The organism is Streptomyces sp. UNOB3_S3, assembly GCF_020740895.1.
GTDB lineage: Bacteria > Actinomycetota > Actinomycetes > Streptomycetales > Streptomycetaceae > Streptomyces.
In genome coordinates this window covers 1-18,145 of record NZ_JAILXP010000016.1, presented here as the reverse complement: position 1 = coordinate 18,145, position 18,145 = coordinate 1, and the positions used below count along the sequence as shown (strand labels likewise).

General features: G+C 75.1%; 2 protein-coding genes. Both read right to left on the bottom strand.

Translation table 11 applies throughout. From position 1 onward, the window contains the following. Positions 1-34: 34 nt before the first annotated feature. On the bottom strand, positions 35-10,579 hold the full coding sequence (locus K6I33_RS03440) for an SDR family NAD(P)-dependent oxidoreductase (protein WP_374283168.1): 10,545 nt from the start codon (positions 10,577-10,579) through the stop codon (positions 35-37). Continuing rightward, positions 10,576-18,145: type I polyketide synthase (locus K6I33_RS03435; protein ID WP_229348165.1), on the bottom strand; the 7,570-nt coding region annotated here is incomplete at its 5' end. The genes K6I33_RS03440 and K6I33_RS03435, both read right to left, overlap by 4 nt.

The window sequence follows — 18,145 nt, the reverse complement described above, 5'->3', positions numbered from 1 at the left end:
GCGTGGAACCTTCCGTGTGAAGAATGAGGCCGGGTCAGCGATCGCCCAGACGGCCGAGCTCGTTGTCGATGAAGGCGAAGATCTCGTCCTCACTGGCGGAGCCGATCCGCTCGGCGACCTCGGTGCCGGCGGTCTCGACGGCGCTCCCCCGCCACCTCTCCAGCGTCTGGAGCAGCCGGTTGGAGACAGCAGTCCTGGTGAGGGCGTCGGGTTCCGTGGAAGCGAGAGCGGAGTCGAGGCGGTCGAGCTCCGCGAGGAGGGAGGAGGAGGTGTCGGGGCCGTCCTCGCCCACGAGCTGCGAGACGAGGTGTTCGGCCAGGGCGGTGAGGGTCGGGTAGTCGAAGATCAGGGTGGCGGGCAGCCGCAGCCCGGTCGAGGCCGTCAGCCTGTTGCGGAGCTCGACGGCGGTCAGGGAGTCGAAGCCCAGGTCCTGGAACCCCTTCTTCGCCCCGATCGCCTCGGGCGAGGCGTGCCCGAGCACGCGCGCCGCCTCTGCCCTGACGAGCTCCACGGCGAAACGTACGCGCTCTTCTTCCCGTATTTCCCTCAACTGTCGTGCGAGTCCGGCGGCCGTCGCGGCACTGTCCCCGGCGGCCGCGGCCATCCGCCGGCCGCCCTTCACCAGGCCGCGCAGCAGCGGCGGCACCTCCCCCTGGGCACGCCGGGCGCCGGAGGCCGGGCCGATCGGGACGACGTACGCCTCGTCGAGGCCGACGGCCGCGTCGAACAGGGCCAAGCCCTGCGCGACCGTCAGCGGCGGCACCCCGGACGCCGCGATGCGCTGCATGTCGGCGTCCGACAGCGTGCCCGTCATACCGCTCGACTGCGCCCACGCCCCCCACGCCAGGGAGTGAGCGGGCAGGCCGAGAAGGCGGCGGTGGTGGGCGAGGGCGTCCAGGAAGACGTTGCCGGCGGCGTAGTTGGCCTGTCCGGCGCTGCCCATCACACCGGAGATGGAGGAGTAGACGACGAAGGCGTCCGGAGCGAGGCCGAGCTCCTGGACGATCTCGTGGAGGTGCCAGGCGGCGTCGGCCTTCGGGCGCAGCACGGCCGAGAGCCGGTCCGGGGTCAGGGAGGTGATCACTCCGTCGTCGAGGACACCCGCCGTGTGGATCACGGCGGTCAGCGGACGACCGGCCGGGACCCCGGCCAGCAGCCCCTTCACCTCGGTGCGGTCGGCCGTGTCGCAGGCGACGACGGTCGTCTCGGCGCCCAGAGCGGCCAGTTCCTCGACCAGTTCCGCCGCACCCGGGGCCTCCGGGCCACGACGGCTCGCCAGCAGCAGGTGCTTCATCCCGTGCTCGGCCACCAGATGCCGGGCCAGTACGCCGCCCAGGCCACCTGTGCCACCGGTAATCAGCACCGTACCGGCAGGATTCCACGCGCGCACCGCTGCCGGAGCATCCGGCTCCGGGACGGCGACCCGCGCCAGCCGGCCCACCCGCACCACGCCGTCGCGTACGACGAACTGCGCGTCGCCGCCCGCCAGCAGGCCCGGCAGGGCGGGCAGCAGCGGGGCGAGGTCGGCGGCCTCGTCGAGGTCGAGGAGGACGAACCGTCCCGGGTGCTCCGACTGCGCCGAGCGCACCAGACCCCACACCGCTGCGGCCGCCGGATCGCGAACGGCGTCCGCCGCGTCGGCGGGGACGGCGTTGCGGGTGACGAAGGCGAGGCGGGAGGCGGCGTGCCGGTTGTCGTCGAGCCAATGCTGAACGAGCTGGAGGGCGTGGGCGGTCAGCCGGTGCGCGGCGGCGGGCACGTTCTCGTCATCGGTGGCGGCGACGGGCACCACGACGAGGTCCGTGCCGGCCGGTACGTCGGCCAGGGACGCGATCCCGTCGACGCCGAGCGTCACGGGCCGAAGGGCCTGGGCGGTGGCGGCGGGCCCGGTGGGGCTGGGCGCCGGGGTCCACTCCAGACGGAGCAGGGCACCCTGCTCCGCACCGGCCCCGGTGGGGGCGTCGGCGACCGGACGGGGCCGGAGGACCAGCGTCTCCACCGACAGCACGGGGGCGCCGGTGGCATCCACTGCCGCGACCGACACCGAGTCCCCCGCGGTCCGCGTGAGGCGGGCGCGTACGGCCGAGGCGCCGCCGGCGTGCAGGGAGACCCCCGACCATGACAGCGGGGACAGCTCTTCTTCGCCGTCCAGGCCCGCGAATTCCGCTGCCTGAGCGAGGGACTCCAGCAGGGTGGGGTGCATACCGTAGTAAGGAGCGTCGGATGCGGCCTCGCCGGTCAGCTTCGCCTCGACGTAGACCGCGCCGTCGTGGACCCAGAGGGTGGTGGATTCGTCGTCACCCGTGTCGACGGCGACGGCGCCGGTGGGCAGCCAGGTGGACGCGTCGAAGGGCAGGACCTGCTCGCCGGAGGCGAGGACGCCGGTGGCGTGCTCGGTCCACGGCTCGTCGAGGGCGTCCTCGGGGCGTGAGTAGACGCGTAGGGCGCGGGCTCCTGCCGCGTCCGGCGCGCCCGTCCACACCTGGAGCGCCGACGCGGAATCGCCGGTGAGGGTCAGGGGTGTGTGGACGGTCAGATCGGTGACGCGGTCGCAGTCCACTTCGTCGCCGGCGCGGATCGCCAGCTCCAGGAAGGCCGACACGGGGAAGTCGGTGGTCTGCGGCGAGAGCCGGCTCGTGAACAGCACCCCGTCGGAGTCGGCCAGCGACACTGCGGCGCCCAGGAGCGGATGCCGCGCGGGCACCAGGCCGACGGACGAGACGTCGCCGGTGAGGGCGGCGGGCCGGGGCCAGAAGCGCTCGTGCTGGAAGGCGTACGTGGGCAGGTCCACGCGCCGGGCGCCGGTGCCCACGAACAGCCCGGCCCACGCGACGTCGACGCCGGACACGTGGAGCTGGGCGAGGGCGGCGAGGAGGGCGGACTCTTCGGGGCGGTCCTTGCGGAGAGCCGGGACGGAGACGATCGCGTCGGTGCTGTCGAGGGTGTGCTGGGCGAGGGCGGTGAGGACACCGTCGGGGCCGAGTTCGAAGAAGGCTGTGGCGCCTGCCTCGGCCAACGTCCGGATGCCGTCGGCGAATCGGACGGCCTCGCGGACGTGGCGGACCCAGTAGGCCGGGGTGGCGACGAGCTCGGCCGGGGCGAGTTCACCCGTCACGTTGGAGATCAGGGGGATGGTGGGGGCCTGGAAGGTCAGGTCCTCGATGGCCTGACGGAAATCGTCCAGCATCGGGTCCATCAACGGCGAGTGGAACGCGTGGCTGACCGACAGCCGCTGGGTCTTACGACCCTCGGCGGCGAAACTCTCGGCGACGGCCAGGGCCGCGCCCTCGTCACCGGCGATGACGACAGCCGTCGGACCGTTGACAGCGGCGATCGAGACACCGGCAGTGAGGCGAGATGTCACCTCATCCTCGGACGCCTGCACCGCCACCATCGCACCACCGGAAGGCAGCGCGTTCATCAACCGGGCACGGGCAGCGACGAGGGAACACGCGTCCTCAAGGGAGAACACACCCGCGATGTGCGCGGCAGCGATCTCACCGATCGAATGCCCCGCGACGAAGTCCGGACGCACTCCCCACGACTCCACCAGCCTGAACAACGCCACTTCGAGTGCGAAAAGCGCGGGCTGAGTGAAGCCCGTCCCGTTCAGCGCATCCGCATCCTCGCCGAACATCACCTCCCGCAACCCGTCGAAGCGACCCACCACCTCGTCCAGCGCCCCCGCGAACACCGGGAACCGGGCGTACAGCTCCCGCCCCATCCCCAGCCGCTGCGAACCCTGACCCGAGAACAGCATCGCCAGCGACTGGTCCACGGCAGCCCCACGGGCCACCTCGGTCCCTCCCAGCAGCACCGCGCGGTGGTCGAGGACCGCCTTGCCCGTCGCCAGTGAGAAGCCGACATCCGCCGCGTCGCCGAACGCCGAGGACGTCAGGCGCGCCACCTGCTCCGCGAGCGCCGCCTCCGACTTGGCCGACACCACCCACGGCACCAACCCGCCCGACGACGCAGCAGCAGCAGCCTCAACACCGAGCCCAGGAGCCTGCTCCACGATCACGTGCGCATTCGTCCCACTGAGGCCGAACGACGACACACCCGCACGCCACGGACGGTCCACCTCCGGCCAAGCCCGCGACTCCGACAGCAGCTCCACCGCACCCGCCGACCAGTCCACATGCGACGACGGCTCGTCGATGTGCAGGCTCTTCGGCAGAACACCGTGCCGCATCGACATGACCATCTTGATGATCCCGGCGACACCCGCCGCGGCCTGCGTGTGACCAATGTTGGACTTCACCGACCCCAGCCACAGCGGACGCCCCGCGTCCCGCTCCCGCCCGTACGTCGCCAGCAGCGCCTGCGCCTCGATCGGGTCGCCCAACGTCGTACCCGTACCGTGTGCCTCCACCGCGTCCACGTCGGCGGCCTTCAGACCGGCGCTCGCGAGCGCCTGGCGGATGACCCGCTGCTGCGACGGGCCGTTCGGCGCCGTGAGCCCGTTCGACGCGCCGTCCTGGTTCACCGCCGAGCCCCGTACCACCGCCAGCACCCGGTGGCCGAGACGCTTCGCGTCCGACAGCCGCTCCAGGACGAGTACGCCCGCGCCCTCGGACCAGCCGGTGCCGTCGGCCGCGTCCGCGAAGGCCTTGCAGCGGCCGTCCGCCGCCAGGCCGCCCTGACGGCTGAAGCCCGAGAAGGTCATCGGTGTGCTCAGGACGGTCACGCCGCCGGCGAGGGCCAGCGAGCTCTCGCCGCTCCTGAGGGACTGGGCGGCGAGGTGGAGGGCGACGAGCGACGACGAGCACGCCGTGTCGACCGTCACCGCCGGGCCCTCCAGCCCGAACGTGTAGGAGATCCGGCCGGAGATGACGCTGGTGGCGAGGCCGGTGCTGGCGTGGCCCTCGACGTCCTCGCGGGAGTTCATGACGAGTGTGGCGTAGTCCTGGCCCGTGGTGCCGACGAAGACGCCCGTCTTCGTACCGCGCAGGGCCGTCGCGTCGATTCCGGCCCGTTCGAACGCCTCCCAGGACGTCTCCAGCAGCAGCCGCTGCTGCGGGTCCATCGCCAGGGCCTCGCGCGGGGAGATCCCGAAGAACCCCGCGTCGAAGTCGGCGACGCCCTGGAGGAATCCGCCGCGCCGGGTCGCGCTGCCGCCCCGGTTCTCCGGGTCCGTGCCGAAGAGCGCCTTGAGGTCCCAGCCGCGGTCGGTGGGGAAACCGGTGATGCCGTCGCGGCCCTCGGCGAGCATCCGCCACAGGTCCTCCGGCGACCGAACGCCGCCGGGCATCCGGCAGGCCATGCCGACGATCGCGATCGGATCGTCGGCGGCGACGGAAGTCACCGCGGGCGCGCCCGCACCGCTGTCCTCGTGCTGGTCGAGCAGTTCGGCCATGAGGTGGCCGGCGAGGGCGGCCGGGGTGGGGTAGTCGAAGATCAGGGTCGCGGTGAGCCGCAGGCCGGTGGCGGTGGTGAGCCGGTTGCGGAGCTCCACCGCCGTCAGGGAGTCGAAGCCGAGCTCGCGGAACTCCCGGCCCGCTTCGACCTGCCGCGCCGAGGCGTGCCCGAGGACGGCGGCCGCCTCGGTCCGTACGAGGTCGGTCAGGGAGCGGAGCGCGTCCTCCTCGCCCAGCGTGGACAGCCGGAGGCTGAGCGCGGCCGCCGTACCGGCGCCGCCCGCCGCCGTGGCGGCCGTTCGCCGGCCGCCACGGATCAGGCCGCGCAGCAGCGGGGGGACGACTCCGGGGGCGCGTCCGCCGCGCCCGGCGGGGCCGATCGGGACGACGTACGGCTCGTCGAGGCCGACGGCCGCGTCGAACAGCGCCAGGCCCTGTTCGGGCGTCAGCGGCGGCACCCCGGACGCCGCGATCCGCTGCATGTCGGCGTCCGACAGCGTGCCCGTCATACCGCTCGACTGCGCCCACGCCCCCCACGCCAAGGACTGGGCCTGAAGCCCGAGGCCCCGGCGGTGCCGGGCGAGGGCGTCCAGGAAGACGTTGCCCGCGGCGTAGTTGGCCTGTCCCGCGCCGCCCATCACACCGGAGACCGACGAGAAGAGGACGAACGCGGCGAGGCCGAGGTCCTTGGTGAGCTCGTGGAGATGCCAGGCTGCGTCGGCCTTCGGACGCAGGACGGCCGACAGGCGGTCCGGGGTCAGGGAGGTCACCACACCGTCGTCGAGGACACCCGCCGTGTGGATCACGGCGGTCAGCGGACGACCGGCCGGGACCCCGGCCAGCAGCCCCTCCACCTCGGCACGAACCGCCGTGTCACAGGCGACGACGGTCGTCTCGGCGCCCAGAGCGGCCAGTTCCTCGACCAGTTCCGCCGCACCCGGGGCCTCCGGGCCACGACGGCTCGCCAGCAGCAGGTGCTTCATCCCGTGCTCGGCCACCAGATGCCGGGCCAGCAGACCGCCCAGGCCACCTGTGCCACCGGTAATCAGCACCGTACCGGCCGGATTCCAGGTGGACACCGCTGCCGGAGCAGCAGCCTCCTCCGGGACGGCGACCCGCGCCAGCCGGCCCACACCCACCACGCCGTCACGCACCACGAACTGCTCGTCGCCCGCCGCCAGCAGCCCCGGCAGCTGGGGCAGTACGGACACAGGATCGGTGTCGGCGTCGAGGTCGATCAGGGCGAAGCGGCCGGGGTGTTCGGTCTGTGCCGAGCGCACCAGGCCCCACGCCGCTGCGGCCGCCGGATCGTTCCCGTCCGTCGCGCCGCGCGTCACGAACACCAGGCGTGACGCGGCGAACCGCTCCTCCGCCAGCCACTCCCCCACCAGGCCGAGCGCCCGGGCCGTCAGCTCGTGCGTCGCGCCGGGCACGTCGGTGCCGTCGCCCGCCTCGAGCGGGGCCAGCACCAGCTCCGTGCCGTCCGGTACGCCGGCCAGGGCCGTCGCGTCCGCCCCGGCGGCCAGCGTCGCCCGGGTGATCTCCCGGCTCTCCGACCGCTCCTCCGGTGCCGGGACCCAGTCCAGCCGCAGCAGGGATCCGTGCTCCTGGCCGCCCCGGCGCTCCGCGGTCTCCGCCCGGTCGCGGAGCACCAGCGTGCTCGCCGACAGCACCGGCGCGCCCTCGGTGTCGACGACGGCCACGGAGGCGGTGTCCTCGGCGGTCCGGGTGACGCGTATCCGTACCGCCGACGCGCCCCCGGCGTGGAGGGAGAGCCCGGACCACATCAGCGGGACGGGCTCGTCGGTTCCGCCGTCCGGCGCCGCGATCGCGAGGGCCTGGGTGACGGCCGTCAGCAGCGCGGGGTGGAGTCCGAAGGCTCCGGCGTCGTCCGCGGTTCCGGCGGGGAGGGCGGCCTCGACGAAGGTGTCGGCGGCCCGTGTCCAGATCGCGCGGACGGTCCGGGAGGCGGGGCCGTGTCCGGCCTTGTCGTGGAACTCCTCGACGGTGTCGGCGGGGACGGCGGTGGTGTCGCGCGGTGGCCATTCGTCGGTGCCGAAGTCCGCGACGCGCTCGCCGGGGCTCAGCACGCCGTGGGCGTGCTCCGTCCAGGTCTGGTCGGGGGCGTCGGCGAGCTGGGAGTAGACGGTCACCTTCCGGGCGCCCGCCGGGTCGGGGGCGCCGACCCAGACCTGGAGGAGGACGGCGTGGTCGTCGTCCAGGGCGAGCGGTTCGGTCAGGGTGAGTTCGTCGACGCGGCCGTGGCCGACCTGGTCGCCCGCGCGGATGGCGAGCTCGACGTACGCGGCGGGCGGGACGGTGGTGCCGTCGGCGAGCCAGGGGTGGGTGCGGGCGGAGAGCCTGCTGGTGAACAGCACGCCGTCGAGGCCGGCCAGGGACACGGCCGCGCCGAGCAGCGGGTGGCCGGCCGGGGTGAGGCCGGCGGCGGACACGTCGCCGGCGACGGCGGTGGGCTTGGGCCAGAACCTCTGGTGCCGGAAGGCGTACGTGGGGACGTCCACGCGGCGGGCGCCCGTGCCGTCGAACCACGCCGCCCAGTCCACCGCGACGCCCGCCACGTGCAGCCGGGCGAGCGCGGTGAGCAGGGAGCGTTCCTCGGCCCGGTTCCGGCGCAGGGCGGTGAGGGCGACCGGGGCGCCGGTGCTGATGCCGGCGCCGGTGCCGGTGTCGGTGTCGGTGTCGTCGAGGCTGTGCTGGGCCATGGCCGTCAGCACACCGTCGGGGCCGAGCTCCAGGAACGCGGTGGCGCCCTCCTCGGCGAGCGTCCGGACGCCGTCGGCGAAGCGGACGGTCTCCCGGACGTGCCGGACCCAGTAGTCGGCGTCGCACAGCAGCTCCGCCTCCGCGACGCGGCCCGTCACGTTCGAGACGACCGGGATCTTCGGCGCCTGGAAGGACAGTCCGGCCAGGGACTGCCGGAAGTCCTCCAGCATGGGGTCCATGAGCGGCGAGTGGAAGGCGTGGCTGACCGACAGCCGCTGGGTCTTGCGGCCCTCGGCGGCGAACTTCTCGGCGATGCGGGGTACGGCCGTCTCGTCGCCCGCGATGACGACGGCGTCCGGGCCGTTGACGGCCGCGATGGACACGCCGTCGACCAGGCGTGCCGCGACCTCGTCCTCGGTCGCCTGGACGGCGACCATCGCGCCGCCGGCGGGCAGCGCGCCCATCAGCCGGGCGCGGGCCGCGACCAGCGCGCACGCGTCGTCGAGGGACAGCACACCCGCGACGTGTGCCGCCGCGACCTCGCCGATGGAGTGGCCCGTGACGTAGTCAGGGCGCACTCCCCAGGACTCGATCAGCCGGTACAGGGCCACTTCGAGTGCGAAGAGCGCGGGCTGGGCGTAGCCGGTGCGGTCCAGTACGGCCGCGTCGCCCTCGAACATGGCGTCCCTCAGCGGGCGTTCCAGTCCGTCGTCGAGGCGGGCGGCCACCGAGTCCAGGGCCTCGGCGAAGACGGGGAACCGGGCGTAGAGCTCCCGGCCCATGCCCACGCGTTGCGATCCCTGGCCGGTGAAGAGCACCGCCAGGGGGCGGCCGCCGGCCGCGCGTCCCCGCGCGGCCTCGGACAGCGAGCCGTCCGGGCCCGCCAGGAGGACCGCGCGGTGGTCGAAGGCCGAGCGGCCGGTGGCCAGCGAGTGGCCGACGTCCACGGGGGCGGCGGTCCCGGCCAGGGCGGTCACCCGCTCCAGCTGGGCGGCGAGCGCCTCCTCGGACTTGGCCGACACCAGCCACGGGACCACGCCGGGCCGGACCGCGGGCGCCTCCGGTGCCCCGGCCGGCTCGGGCTCGGTGGCCTGCTCGGTGGCCTGTTCCAGGATGACGTGGGCGTTCGTTCCGCTGATGCCGAAGGAGGACACGCCCGCGCGCCACGGCCGGCCGACCTCGGGCCAGGGCCTCGTGTCCTTGAGGAGTTCCACCGCTCCCACAGCCCAATCCACGTGTGTCGAGGGCCGTTCCGCGTGGAGGGTGCGCGGCAGCACGCCCCGGCGCATGGCCATGACCATCTTGATGACTCCGGCGACGCCCGCCGCCGCCTGCGCGTGGCCGATGTTGGACTTCACCGAGCCCAGGAGCAGCGGCCGTCCGGGTTCCCGGCCCTGGCCGTAGGTGGCGAGGAGGGCCTGGGCCTCGATGGGGTCGCCGAGCGGGGTGCCCGTGCCGTGGCCCTCGACGGCGTCGACCTCGCCGGCCGTGAGGCCCGCGTTGGCCAGGGCGCGGCGGATGACGCGCTGCTGGGCGGGGCCGCTGGGGGCGGTGAAGCCGTTGGACGCGCCGTCCTGGTTGACGGCGGAGCCCCGGACGACGGCCAGGACCGGGTGGCCGTTGCGGCGGGCGTCGGAGAGGCGTTCGACGAGGAGCATGCCGACGCCCTCGGACCAGCCGGTGCCGTCGGCGGTGTCCGCGTAGGCCTTGCAGCGGCCGTCGGCGGCGAGGCCGCCCTGACGGCTGAACTCCATCAGGGAGCCGGGCGACGACATGACGTTGACGCCGCCGACGAGGGCCAGTTGGCACTCGCCGGCCCGCAGGGCGTGGATGGCGGAGTGCAGGGCCACGAGGGAGGAGGAGCAGGCCGTGTCGACGGTGACCGCCGGTCCTTCGAGGCCGAGCGTGTAGGAGAGCCGTCCGGAGGTGGCGCTGGCGGCGATGCCGGTGCCGATGTCGCCGGTGGCGTCGGCCAGGGACCGCACCAGGAGGTAGGCGTAGTCCTGGCCGTTGGTGCCGACGAAGACGCCGGTGCGGCTGCCGCGCAGGGTGGCCGGATCGATGCCGGCGCGCTCGATCGCCTCCCAGGACGTCTCCAGCAGCAGGCGCTGCTGGGGGTCCATGGTGACGGCCTCGCGCGGCGAGATACCGAAGAATCCGGCGTCGAAGTCGGCCGCGCAGTCGAGGAAGCCGCCTTCCTGGCTGACGCTGTTGCCGCGTTTGTCGACTCCGGCGTCGCGCAGGGCCGCCAGGTCCCAGCCCCGGTCGGTGGGGAAGCCGGAGATGGCGTCCCCACCGGCGGCCACGAGGTCCCAGAGGTCCTCCGGGGAGCGCACGCCGCCCGGGTAGCGGCAGCTCATCGCGACGATGGCGACGGGCTCGGTGGCGGCTGCCACCAGGGCGCGGTTCTGCCGGCGCAGGTGCTCGGTCTCCTTGAGGGAGGCCCGGAGAGCTTCGACTACTTTTTCGCTGGGCGTGGTCATGTTCCGCTCTCTCAGCCTTCGGTCCGTGAGTCCGGCGTGTCGTCGTCGTTGGAGCCAGTGGTGCCGGGGGTGCCGGGGTTTCCGGGGTTGCCGTCCAGGGCCGCCCGGACGAGGTCGTCGACGTCCATCTCGTCGATCGAGTCGGCGTAGGCGTCCGGGTCCGCCGTGCCGGTGGTGCCGTCGTCGGCCGCGGCCGTGGTGGCGGCGAGCCTCAGCAGGGGTTCCAGCACGCCGATCTCGCGCAGCTGGGCCACGGAGACGGAGGCGAGCAGGGCCCTGATGCCGGCCTGGTCGACGCCGTCGTCGGCCCCGCCGTCCGCCGCCGTGCTGTCGCCGTGTCCGGCGTCGGGCAGCAGCTCGCGCAGGACGTGGGCGGCCAGGTCGGCCGGGGTGGGGTGGTCGAAGACGAGCGTGGCGGCCAGGTTCAGCCCGGTCGCGGCCGTGAGCTGGTTGCGCAGTTCGACGGCGGCGAGCGAGTCGAAGCCGAGGTCCCGGAAGGCCCGGTCGGGGCCGACGGCGTCGGCGCCGGTGTGGCCGAGGACGGCGGCGGCCCGGGTCCGTACGACGTTCAGGACGGTCTCGGTGCGCTGTGCCGCGCTGCGGCCCGCGAGCTTCTCGCGCAGGGCGGCGCCGTCGGCTCCCCGCGCGGTGTCGTCGCCGCCGGGACCGGCCGGGGCCGGGTCGCCGGCGGGGGCGAGCTCCGCGAGGAGGGGGCTGGGCCGTACGGCGGTGAAGGCCCGTACGAACCGGGCGGGTTCGACCTCGGCGACGACCTCGGTCGGCCCGTTCTCCATGACCGCCCGGCGCAGCGCGGCGACCGCGAGGCGCGGGTCCAGCGGCCGGATGCCGGTGCGCTGGGCGGCGGCGGTGGCGCGGGCGTCGGCGGCCATACCGCCGCCGGCCCAGGCGCCCCAGGAGATGGAGGTGGCGGCCAGGCCCTCGGCGCGGCGCCGCTCGGCGAGGGCGTCGAGGAGGGCGTTGGCGGCGGCGTAGTTGGCCTGTCCGGGGTTGCCGACGGTGGCGGACGCCGAGGAGAACAGGGCGAACACCGTGAGGCCGAGGTCCCGGGTCAGGTCGTGGAGGGCCAGGGCCGCGGCGGCCTTGGCGCGGTGGACGGCCGCGAACCGCTCGGGGGTGAGGCCGTCGATCACGCCGTCGTCGAGGACGCCCGCCGCGTGGACGACGCCGGTCAGCGGGGCGCCGTCCGGGACGTTCGCGAGGAGGCCGGTGAGGGCGTCGCGGTCGGCGACGTCGCAGGCGGCGAGGGTGACCTCGGCGCCCAGCGCGGCCAGTTCGGCCCGCAGGTCCTCGGCGCCGGGCGCGTCGGGGCCCCGGCGGCTGACGAGCAGCAGGTGGGCGGCGCCCGCCGCGGCGAGGCCGCGTGCCACGTGGGCGCCGAGGGCGCCGGTGCCACCGGTGATCAGGACGGTGCCGGTGGGCTGCCACTCCCGGACGGGCCCGCCGGCCGGTACGGGCACGAGCCGGCGGCCGAAGGCGGCCGAGGGGCGGACGGCGAGCTGGTCCTCGCCGCCGGAGCCGGCGAGGAGTCCGGCGAACCGGGCCGCCGACCGCTCGTCGAGGGTCTCCGGCAGGTCGATCAGGCCGCCCCAGCGGCGCGGGTGCTCCAGCGCGGCGACCCGTCCCAGGCCCCAGACGCCGGCCTGGGCGAGGCCCGGTACCGGCTCGGCGGGCGAGACGGCGACCGCGCCGCGGGTGACGCACCACAGGGGCGCGTCGATCCCGGCGTCGCCGAGCGCCTGGATGAGCGCGGCGGTGAGCACGGTGGCCTCGGGTGCGCCATCGGTGTCACCCGGAACGGCGAGGGCGAGCAGGGAGAGGACCCCGGTGAACTCGCGCCCGGCGGCGGCCTGTTCCTTCAGCAGCGCGGCCAGGGCGTCCCGGTCGGTGCCGGTGGTGACGTCCAGGCGTACGGCCCCGTCGCCGAGGCGGGCGAGGACGCCGGCGGCCCAGGGGTCGTCGGCCTGTCCGGCGGGCACCACGGCGAGCCAGGTCCCGGCCGGGCGGCCGGAGGGCGCGGCGGCGGTCAGGGGCTTCCAGACGACGCGCTGGCGCCAGCCGTCCACGGTGGAGCGCTCGGCGCCGCGGCGGCGCCAGTCGGCGAGCGCGGGCAGGACCTTGGCGAGCGCGTCGCCGTCGACGTCCAGCTCCGATTCCAGCGTGGCGAAGTCCTCGCCGCGCACGGCGGACCAGAACGCCTCGTCCTCGCCCCGGGCGGGGGCAGCGGCGTTGGCGGGCCGCTGCTCGGGCCAGAACCGCTGGTGCTGGAAGGGGTAGGTGGGCAGGTCCACGCGGCGTGCCGGGTCGCCCGCGCCGAGGACGGCCGTCCACCGCGGGGCGAGCCCGTCGGCGTGGAGCCGGGCCAGGGCGGTGAGCACGGAGGTCTCCTCGCCGCGGCCCTTGCGCAGCGCCGGTACGGTCATCGCCTTGGCCGGCGCGGCGTCCAGGGTGTCCTGGGCCATGGCGCAGAGCACACCGTCGGGGCCGATCTCCAGGAAGCGGGTGACGCCGCGCCCGGTGAGGGCGGTGACGCCGTCGCCGAACCGTACGGCCTCGCGGACGTGCCGCACCCAGTACTCGGGCGAGCACAGTTGTTCCCCGGTGGCCAGGTCGCCGGTGAGGCAGGACACGAGCGGGAGCGCCGGCGCGGCGTACGTCACGCCGTGGGCGGCCCGTCGGAAGTCCTCGAGTATGGCGTCCATGTGCAGGGAGTGAAACGCATGGCTGACCCGCAAACGCCTAGTCTTGCGGCCGTCGGCGGTGAACTTCCCGGCGACGGCGAGCACGGCGTCCTCGTCGCCCGAAAGGACGACCGCTTCGGGCCCGTTGACGGCGGCGACGGACACTCCGGCGATCCCGGTCAGGCGTGCGGTGACCTCGTCCTCGGTCGCCTGGACCGCGACCATGGCGCCGCCGGCAGGCAGCGCGTTCATCAACCGGGCGCGGGCCGCGACGAGGGAACACGCGTCCTGAAGGGAGAAGACGCCCGCGATGTGCGCGGCGGCGATCTCGCCGATGGAGTGGCCGGCGAGGAGGTCGGGGCGGACGCCCCAGGACTCCACCAGCCTGTACAGCGCGACTTCGAGGGCGAAGAGCGCGGGCTGGGTGAAGCCCGTGTCGTTCAGCGCGTCGCCGTCCCCGTCGAACATCACGTCGCGCAGCGGCCGGTCCAGTTCGCCGTCGAAGTGGGCGGTCACCGCGTCCAGCGCCTCGGCGAAGACGGGGAACCGCTCGTACAGCTCCCGGCCCATGCCCGGGCGCTGCGAGCCCTGGCCGGAGAAGAGGAAGGCGAGCTTGCCGGCGCGTCCCGCCGTGCGGCCCCGGACGACACGCGGGCCGTCCTGGCCGTCGGCGAGGGCCGCCAGGCCCTCCAGCAGCTCGTCGCGGCTCGCGGCCAGGACCGTGGCCCGGTGCTCGAAGGACGACCGGGTGGCGGCCAGGGCCCGGGCCAGGTCGGCGACGCCCAGTTCCGGGCGGTCCGTCAGATACGCGCCCAGGCGGGCGGCCTGGGCGGCCAGGGCCTCGGGGGCGGCCGCCGAGACGGTTACGGGCAGCAGGCCCGGTCCGTCCTCGGGCGCGCCGGTCGTGGGCCGGGCGGCCGGCTCCGGCTCCCGCTCCGGCTGTTCGATGATGACGTGCGAGTTGGTGCCGCTGGCGCCGAAGGCCGAGATCCCGGCCCGGCGTGCGCGGCCCGTCTCGGGCCAGTCGGCGCGCTCGGTGAGCAGCTCGACCGCGCCCGCCGACCAGTCCACGTGGGTGGACGGCTCGTCGATGTGCAGGGTGCGGGGCAGGACGCCGTGGCGCATGGCCATGACCATCTTGATGACGCCCGCGACACCGGCGGCGGCCTGCGTGTGGCCGATGTTGGACTTCACCGAGCCCAGCCACAGCGGCCGGTCCTCCGGCCGGTCCTGGCCGTACGTCGCGAGCAGCGCCTGCGCCTCGATCGGGTCGCCCAGGGTCGTGCCCGTGCCGTGTGCCTCGACGGCGTCCACGTCGGCGGCCGTCAGCCCGGCGTTCGCCAGGGCGCGGCGGATGACGCGGCGCTGGGAGGGGCCGTTGGGGGCGGTCAGGCCGTTGGAGGCGCCGTCCTGGTTGATGGCCGAGCCGCGCAGGACGGCCAGTACCTCGTGGCCGTTGCGGCGGGCGTCGGAGAGCCGCTCCAGGACGAGGACGCCCACGCCCTCGGACCAGCCGGTGCCGCCCGCCGACGCCGCGAAGGCGCGGCAGCGGCCGTCGCCCGACAGGGCGCCCATCTCGCCGAACTCGATGAAGTTCACCGGGGTGGACATGACCGTCACACCGCCCGCGAGGGCGAGGGGGCACTCTCCGTTGCGCAGCGACTGGGCGGCCAGGTGCAGCGCGACCAGGGACGAGGAGCAGGCCGTGTCGACGCTGACCGACGGGCCCTCCAGGCCGAAGGTGTAGGACAGCCGGCCGGAGAGCAGGCTGGCCGACTGGGCGGTCTGCGCGTGGCCGAGCTGGCCCGCCTCGGGGCGGTAGTCGCCGGTGCCGCCGCCGATGAAGACGCCGGTGTCGCCGCCGCGCAGCGCGGCCGGGTCGATGCCGGTGCGCTCCAGGGCCTCCCAGGCGGCCTCCAGCACGATGCGCTGCTGCGGGTCCATGACCATGGCCTCGCGCGGCGAGATGCCGAAGAAGCCGGGGTCGAAGTCCGCGACGTCGTAGAGGAAGCCGCCCTCGCGGGTGACGCTGCGGCCCCGGCCGTCCCGGTCGCCGTGGAGCATCCGGTCCAGGTCCCAGCCGCGGTCGTCGGGGAAGCCGCCGATGGCGTCCACCTCACCGGCGACGAGCCGCCACAGGTCCTCGGGCGAGCGGACGCCGCCCGGGTAGCGGCAGCTCATGCCGACGATCACGATCGGGTCGTCGGCGTCGGCGACCGCCGTGGGCACGGTGGCGCGGCGCTCGTCCTCGTCGTGCCCGCCGAGGAGTTCGGCGAGCAGGTGGGCGGCGAGGGTCTCGGCCGTCGGGTAGTCGAAGACCAGGGTGGCGGGCAGGGTGAGCCCGGTGGCCGTGGCGAGCTGGTTGCGGAGGTCGACGGCGGTCAGCGAGTCGAAGCCCAGGTCCCGGAAGGCCTGCGCGGACGGCACGTCCGCCGGGTCGGCGAAGCCGAGCACCGCGGCGACCTCGGCCCGGACCAGGCCGAGCAGCGCTTCGGGCCGGTCGCCCTCGGCGAGGGCGGCCAGTTCGGCGCGCAGGCCGGACGCGGTGCCCCGCTCGCCGCCCTGAGGCTCCGTCAGAGCCGCGCGGGCCTCGGGCAGGTCCGTGAAGAGGGCGCTGGGCCGGGTGCGGCCGAAGGCCGGGGCGAACCGGTCCCAGGCCACGTCGGCGACCGTCACCGCGGCGTCCTCGCCGGCCGTGGACAGGGCGAGCGCGGCGAGCGCGCGCCCGGGGTCCATGGCGGGCAGGCCGTTGGCGCGCAGGTGGGCGGCCAGGCCGTCGGGGGTGGTGTCGGTCCAGGCGCCCCAGGACACCGACAGGCCGTGCAGGCCGCTCGCCCGGCGGCGGTGGGCCACCGTGTCGAGGAAGGCGCTCGCGGCGGCACCGGCGCCCTGGCCGCTGACGCCCCAGACGCCGGCGATGGAGGCGAAGAGGACGAACGCCACGTCCGGCGCGTCGTCTCCGGCGGCCGCCTCGACGGCGGCCTCCAGGCCCGCGACGTCCGCGCGGAGCGCGGCGAGGTACGCGGCCGGGTCCGGGTCGGGGCCGGTGTCCCGGCCCGTGTGGACGACAGTGGTCAGCGGCCGGTCGCCGGGCGTCGCGGCGAGTGCCCCGGCCAGGGTCCCGCCGTCGGCGAGGGAGCCGGTGGCGACCGTCAGCCCGGCGCCCAGAGCGGTGAGTTCGGACTCCAGGGTCGTCACGGCGGAGGCGTCCGGTGCCGTGGCACCGACGAGCAGGATGTGCCGGGCCCCGTGCTCGGCGAGCCAGCGGGCGGTGTGGCCGCCGAAGCCGGCCGGGCCGCCGGTGACGAGCGCCGTGCCCGAGGGCCGCCACGCGTCCGGCGCGGTGCGGTCCGCGACGCGCACGAGCCGCCGGCCGAGGAGGCCGGAGGAGCGCAGCGCCAGCTGGTCCTCGCCGTCGGTGCCGGTCGCGCCGGACAGGGCGGCGCGGAAGCGGTCCGCGCCGCGCCGGTCGAGGACGTCGGCGACGTCGATCAGGCCGCCCCAGCGCTCGGGGTGCTCCAGGCCCATGACCCGGCCGAGCCCCCACACGGCGGCCCCGGCGTCGTCGGCGACCGCCTCGGAGCGGCCGGCCGCGACGGCGCCCCGGGTGACACACCACAGGGGGGCGTCGATGCCGGCGTCCGCGAGGACGCGCAGGAGTTCGTCGGGCGCGGTCGTCGCGAGCAGGGAGACGACACCGGTGACGCCTTCCTCGGCGAGCCCGCCGAGGCGCTCGGCCAGGGCCGCGTGTTCGTCCGTGCCGGCCTCGACGTGTACGGCGTTCTCGCCGAGCGCGTCCACCAGCGCGGAGACGTACGGGTCGTCGGCGTGGCCCGCCGGGACCAGCGCCAGCCAGGTGCCGGTCAGGGCGCTCGCGCCCGGGACCGTCAGCGGGCGCCAGGTCACGCGGTACCGCAGGCCGTCGGCGGCCGAGCGTTCGGCGCGCTTGCGGCGCCAGGACGACAGGGCCGGTACGAGGGCCGACAGCGCGGTGTCGTCCAGCTCCAGTTCGGCCGACAGCGACGTCAGGTCCTCGCGCTCCACGGCCGACCAGAAGGCGGCGTCCACCGGGTCCCGGTCGCCCGCCTCGCCGTATCCGGTGGCCGGCGCGCGCTCCGGCCAGTACCACTGGCGCTGGAAGGCGTACGTCGGCAGCGGCGTCCGGCGGGCGTCCGTGCCCGCGAACCAGGCCGCCCAGTCCACGGGGGCCCCGGCGACGTGCAGCCGGGCCAGGGCGGTGAGGAGAGCGGTCTCCTCGGGCCGGTCCTTGCGGAGCGCGGACGCGGCGACCACGGCCGCCGTGCCGTCGAGGCTGTGCTGGGCGAGGGCGGTGAGGACACCGTCGGGGCCCAGCTCCAGGAACGCGGTGGCACCTTCGGCCACGAGGGAACGGACACCGTCGGCGAAACGGACAGTCTCCCGCACGTGCCGGACCCAGTAGTCGGCGCCGCACAGCAGCTCCGCCTCCGCGATCCCACCGGTCACGTTGGACACGACGGGAACACTCGGCACCCGGTACGACAGGCCCGCGGCGACCCGGCGGAAGTCCTCCAGCATCGGGTCCATCAACGGCGAGTGGAACGCATGGCTGACCGACAGCCGCTGGGTCTTGCGGCCCTCGGCCGCCAGGCCCTCGGCGATCCGCAGAACGGCCGCCTCCTCACCGGCGATGACGACGGCGTCGGGACCGTTGACAGCGGCGATCGAGACACCGGCGATCAGGCGAGGCGTCACCTCGTCCTCGGACGCCTGCACCGCCACCATCGCACCACCGGAAGGCAGCGCACTCATCAACCGCGCACGCGCCGCGACGAGGGAACACGCATCCTCAAGAGAGAACACACCCGCCACATGCGCCGCCGCGATCTCACCGATCGAATGA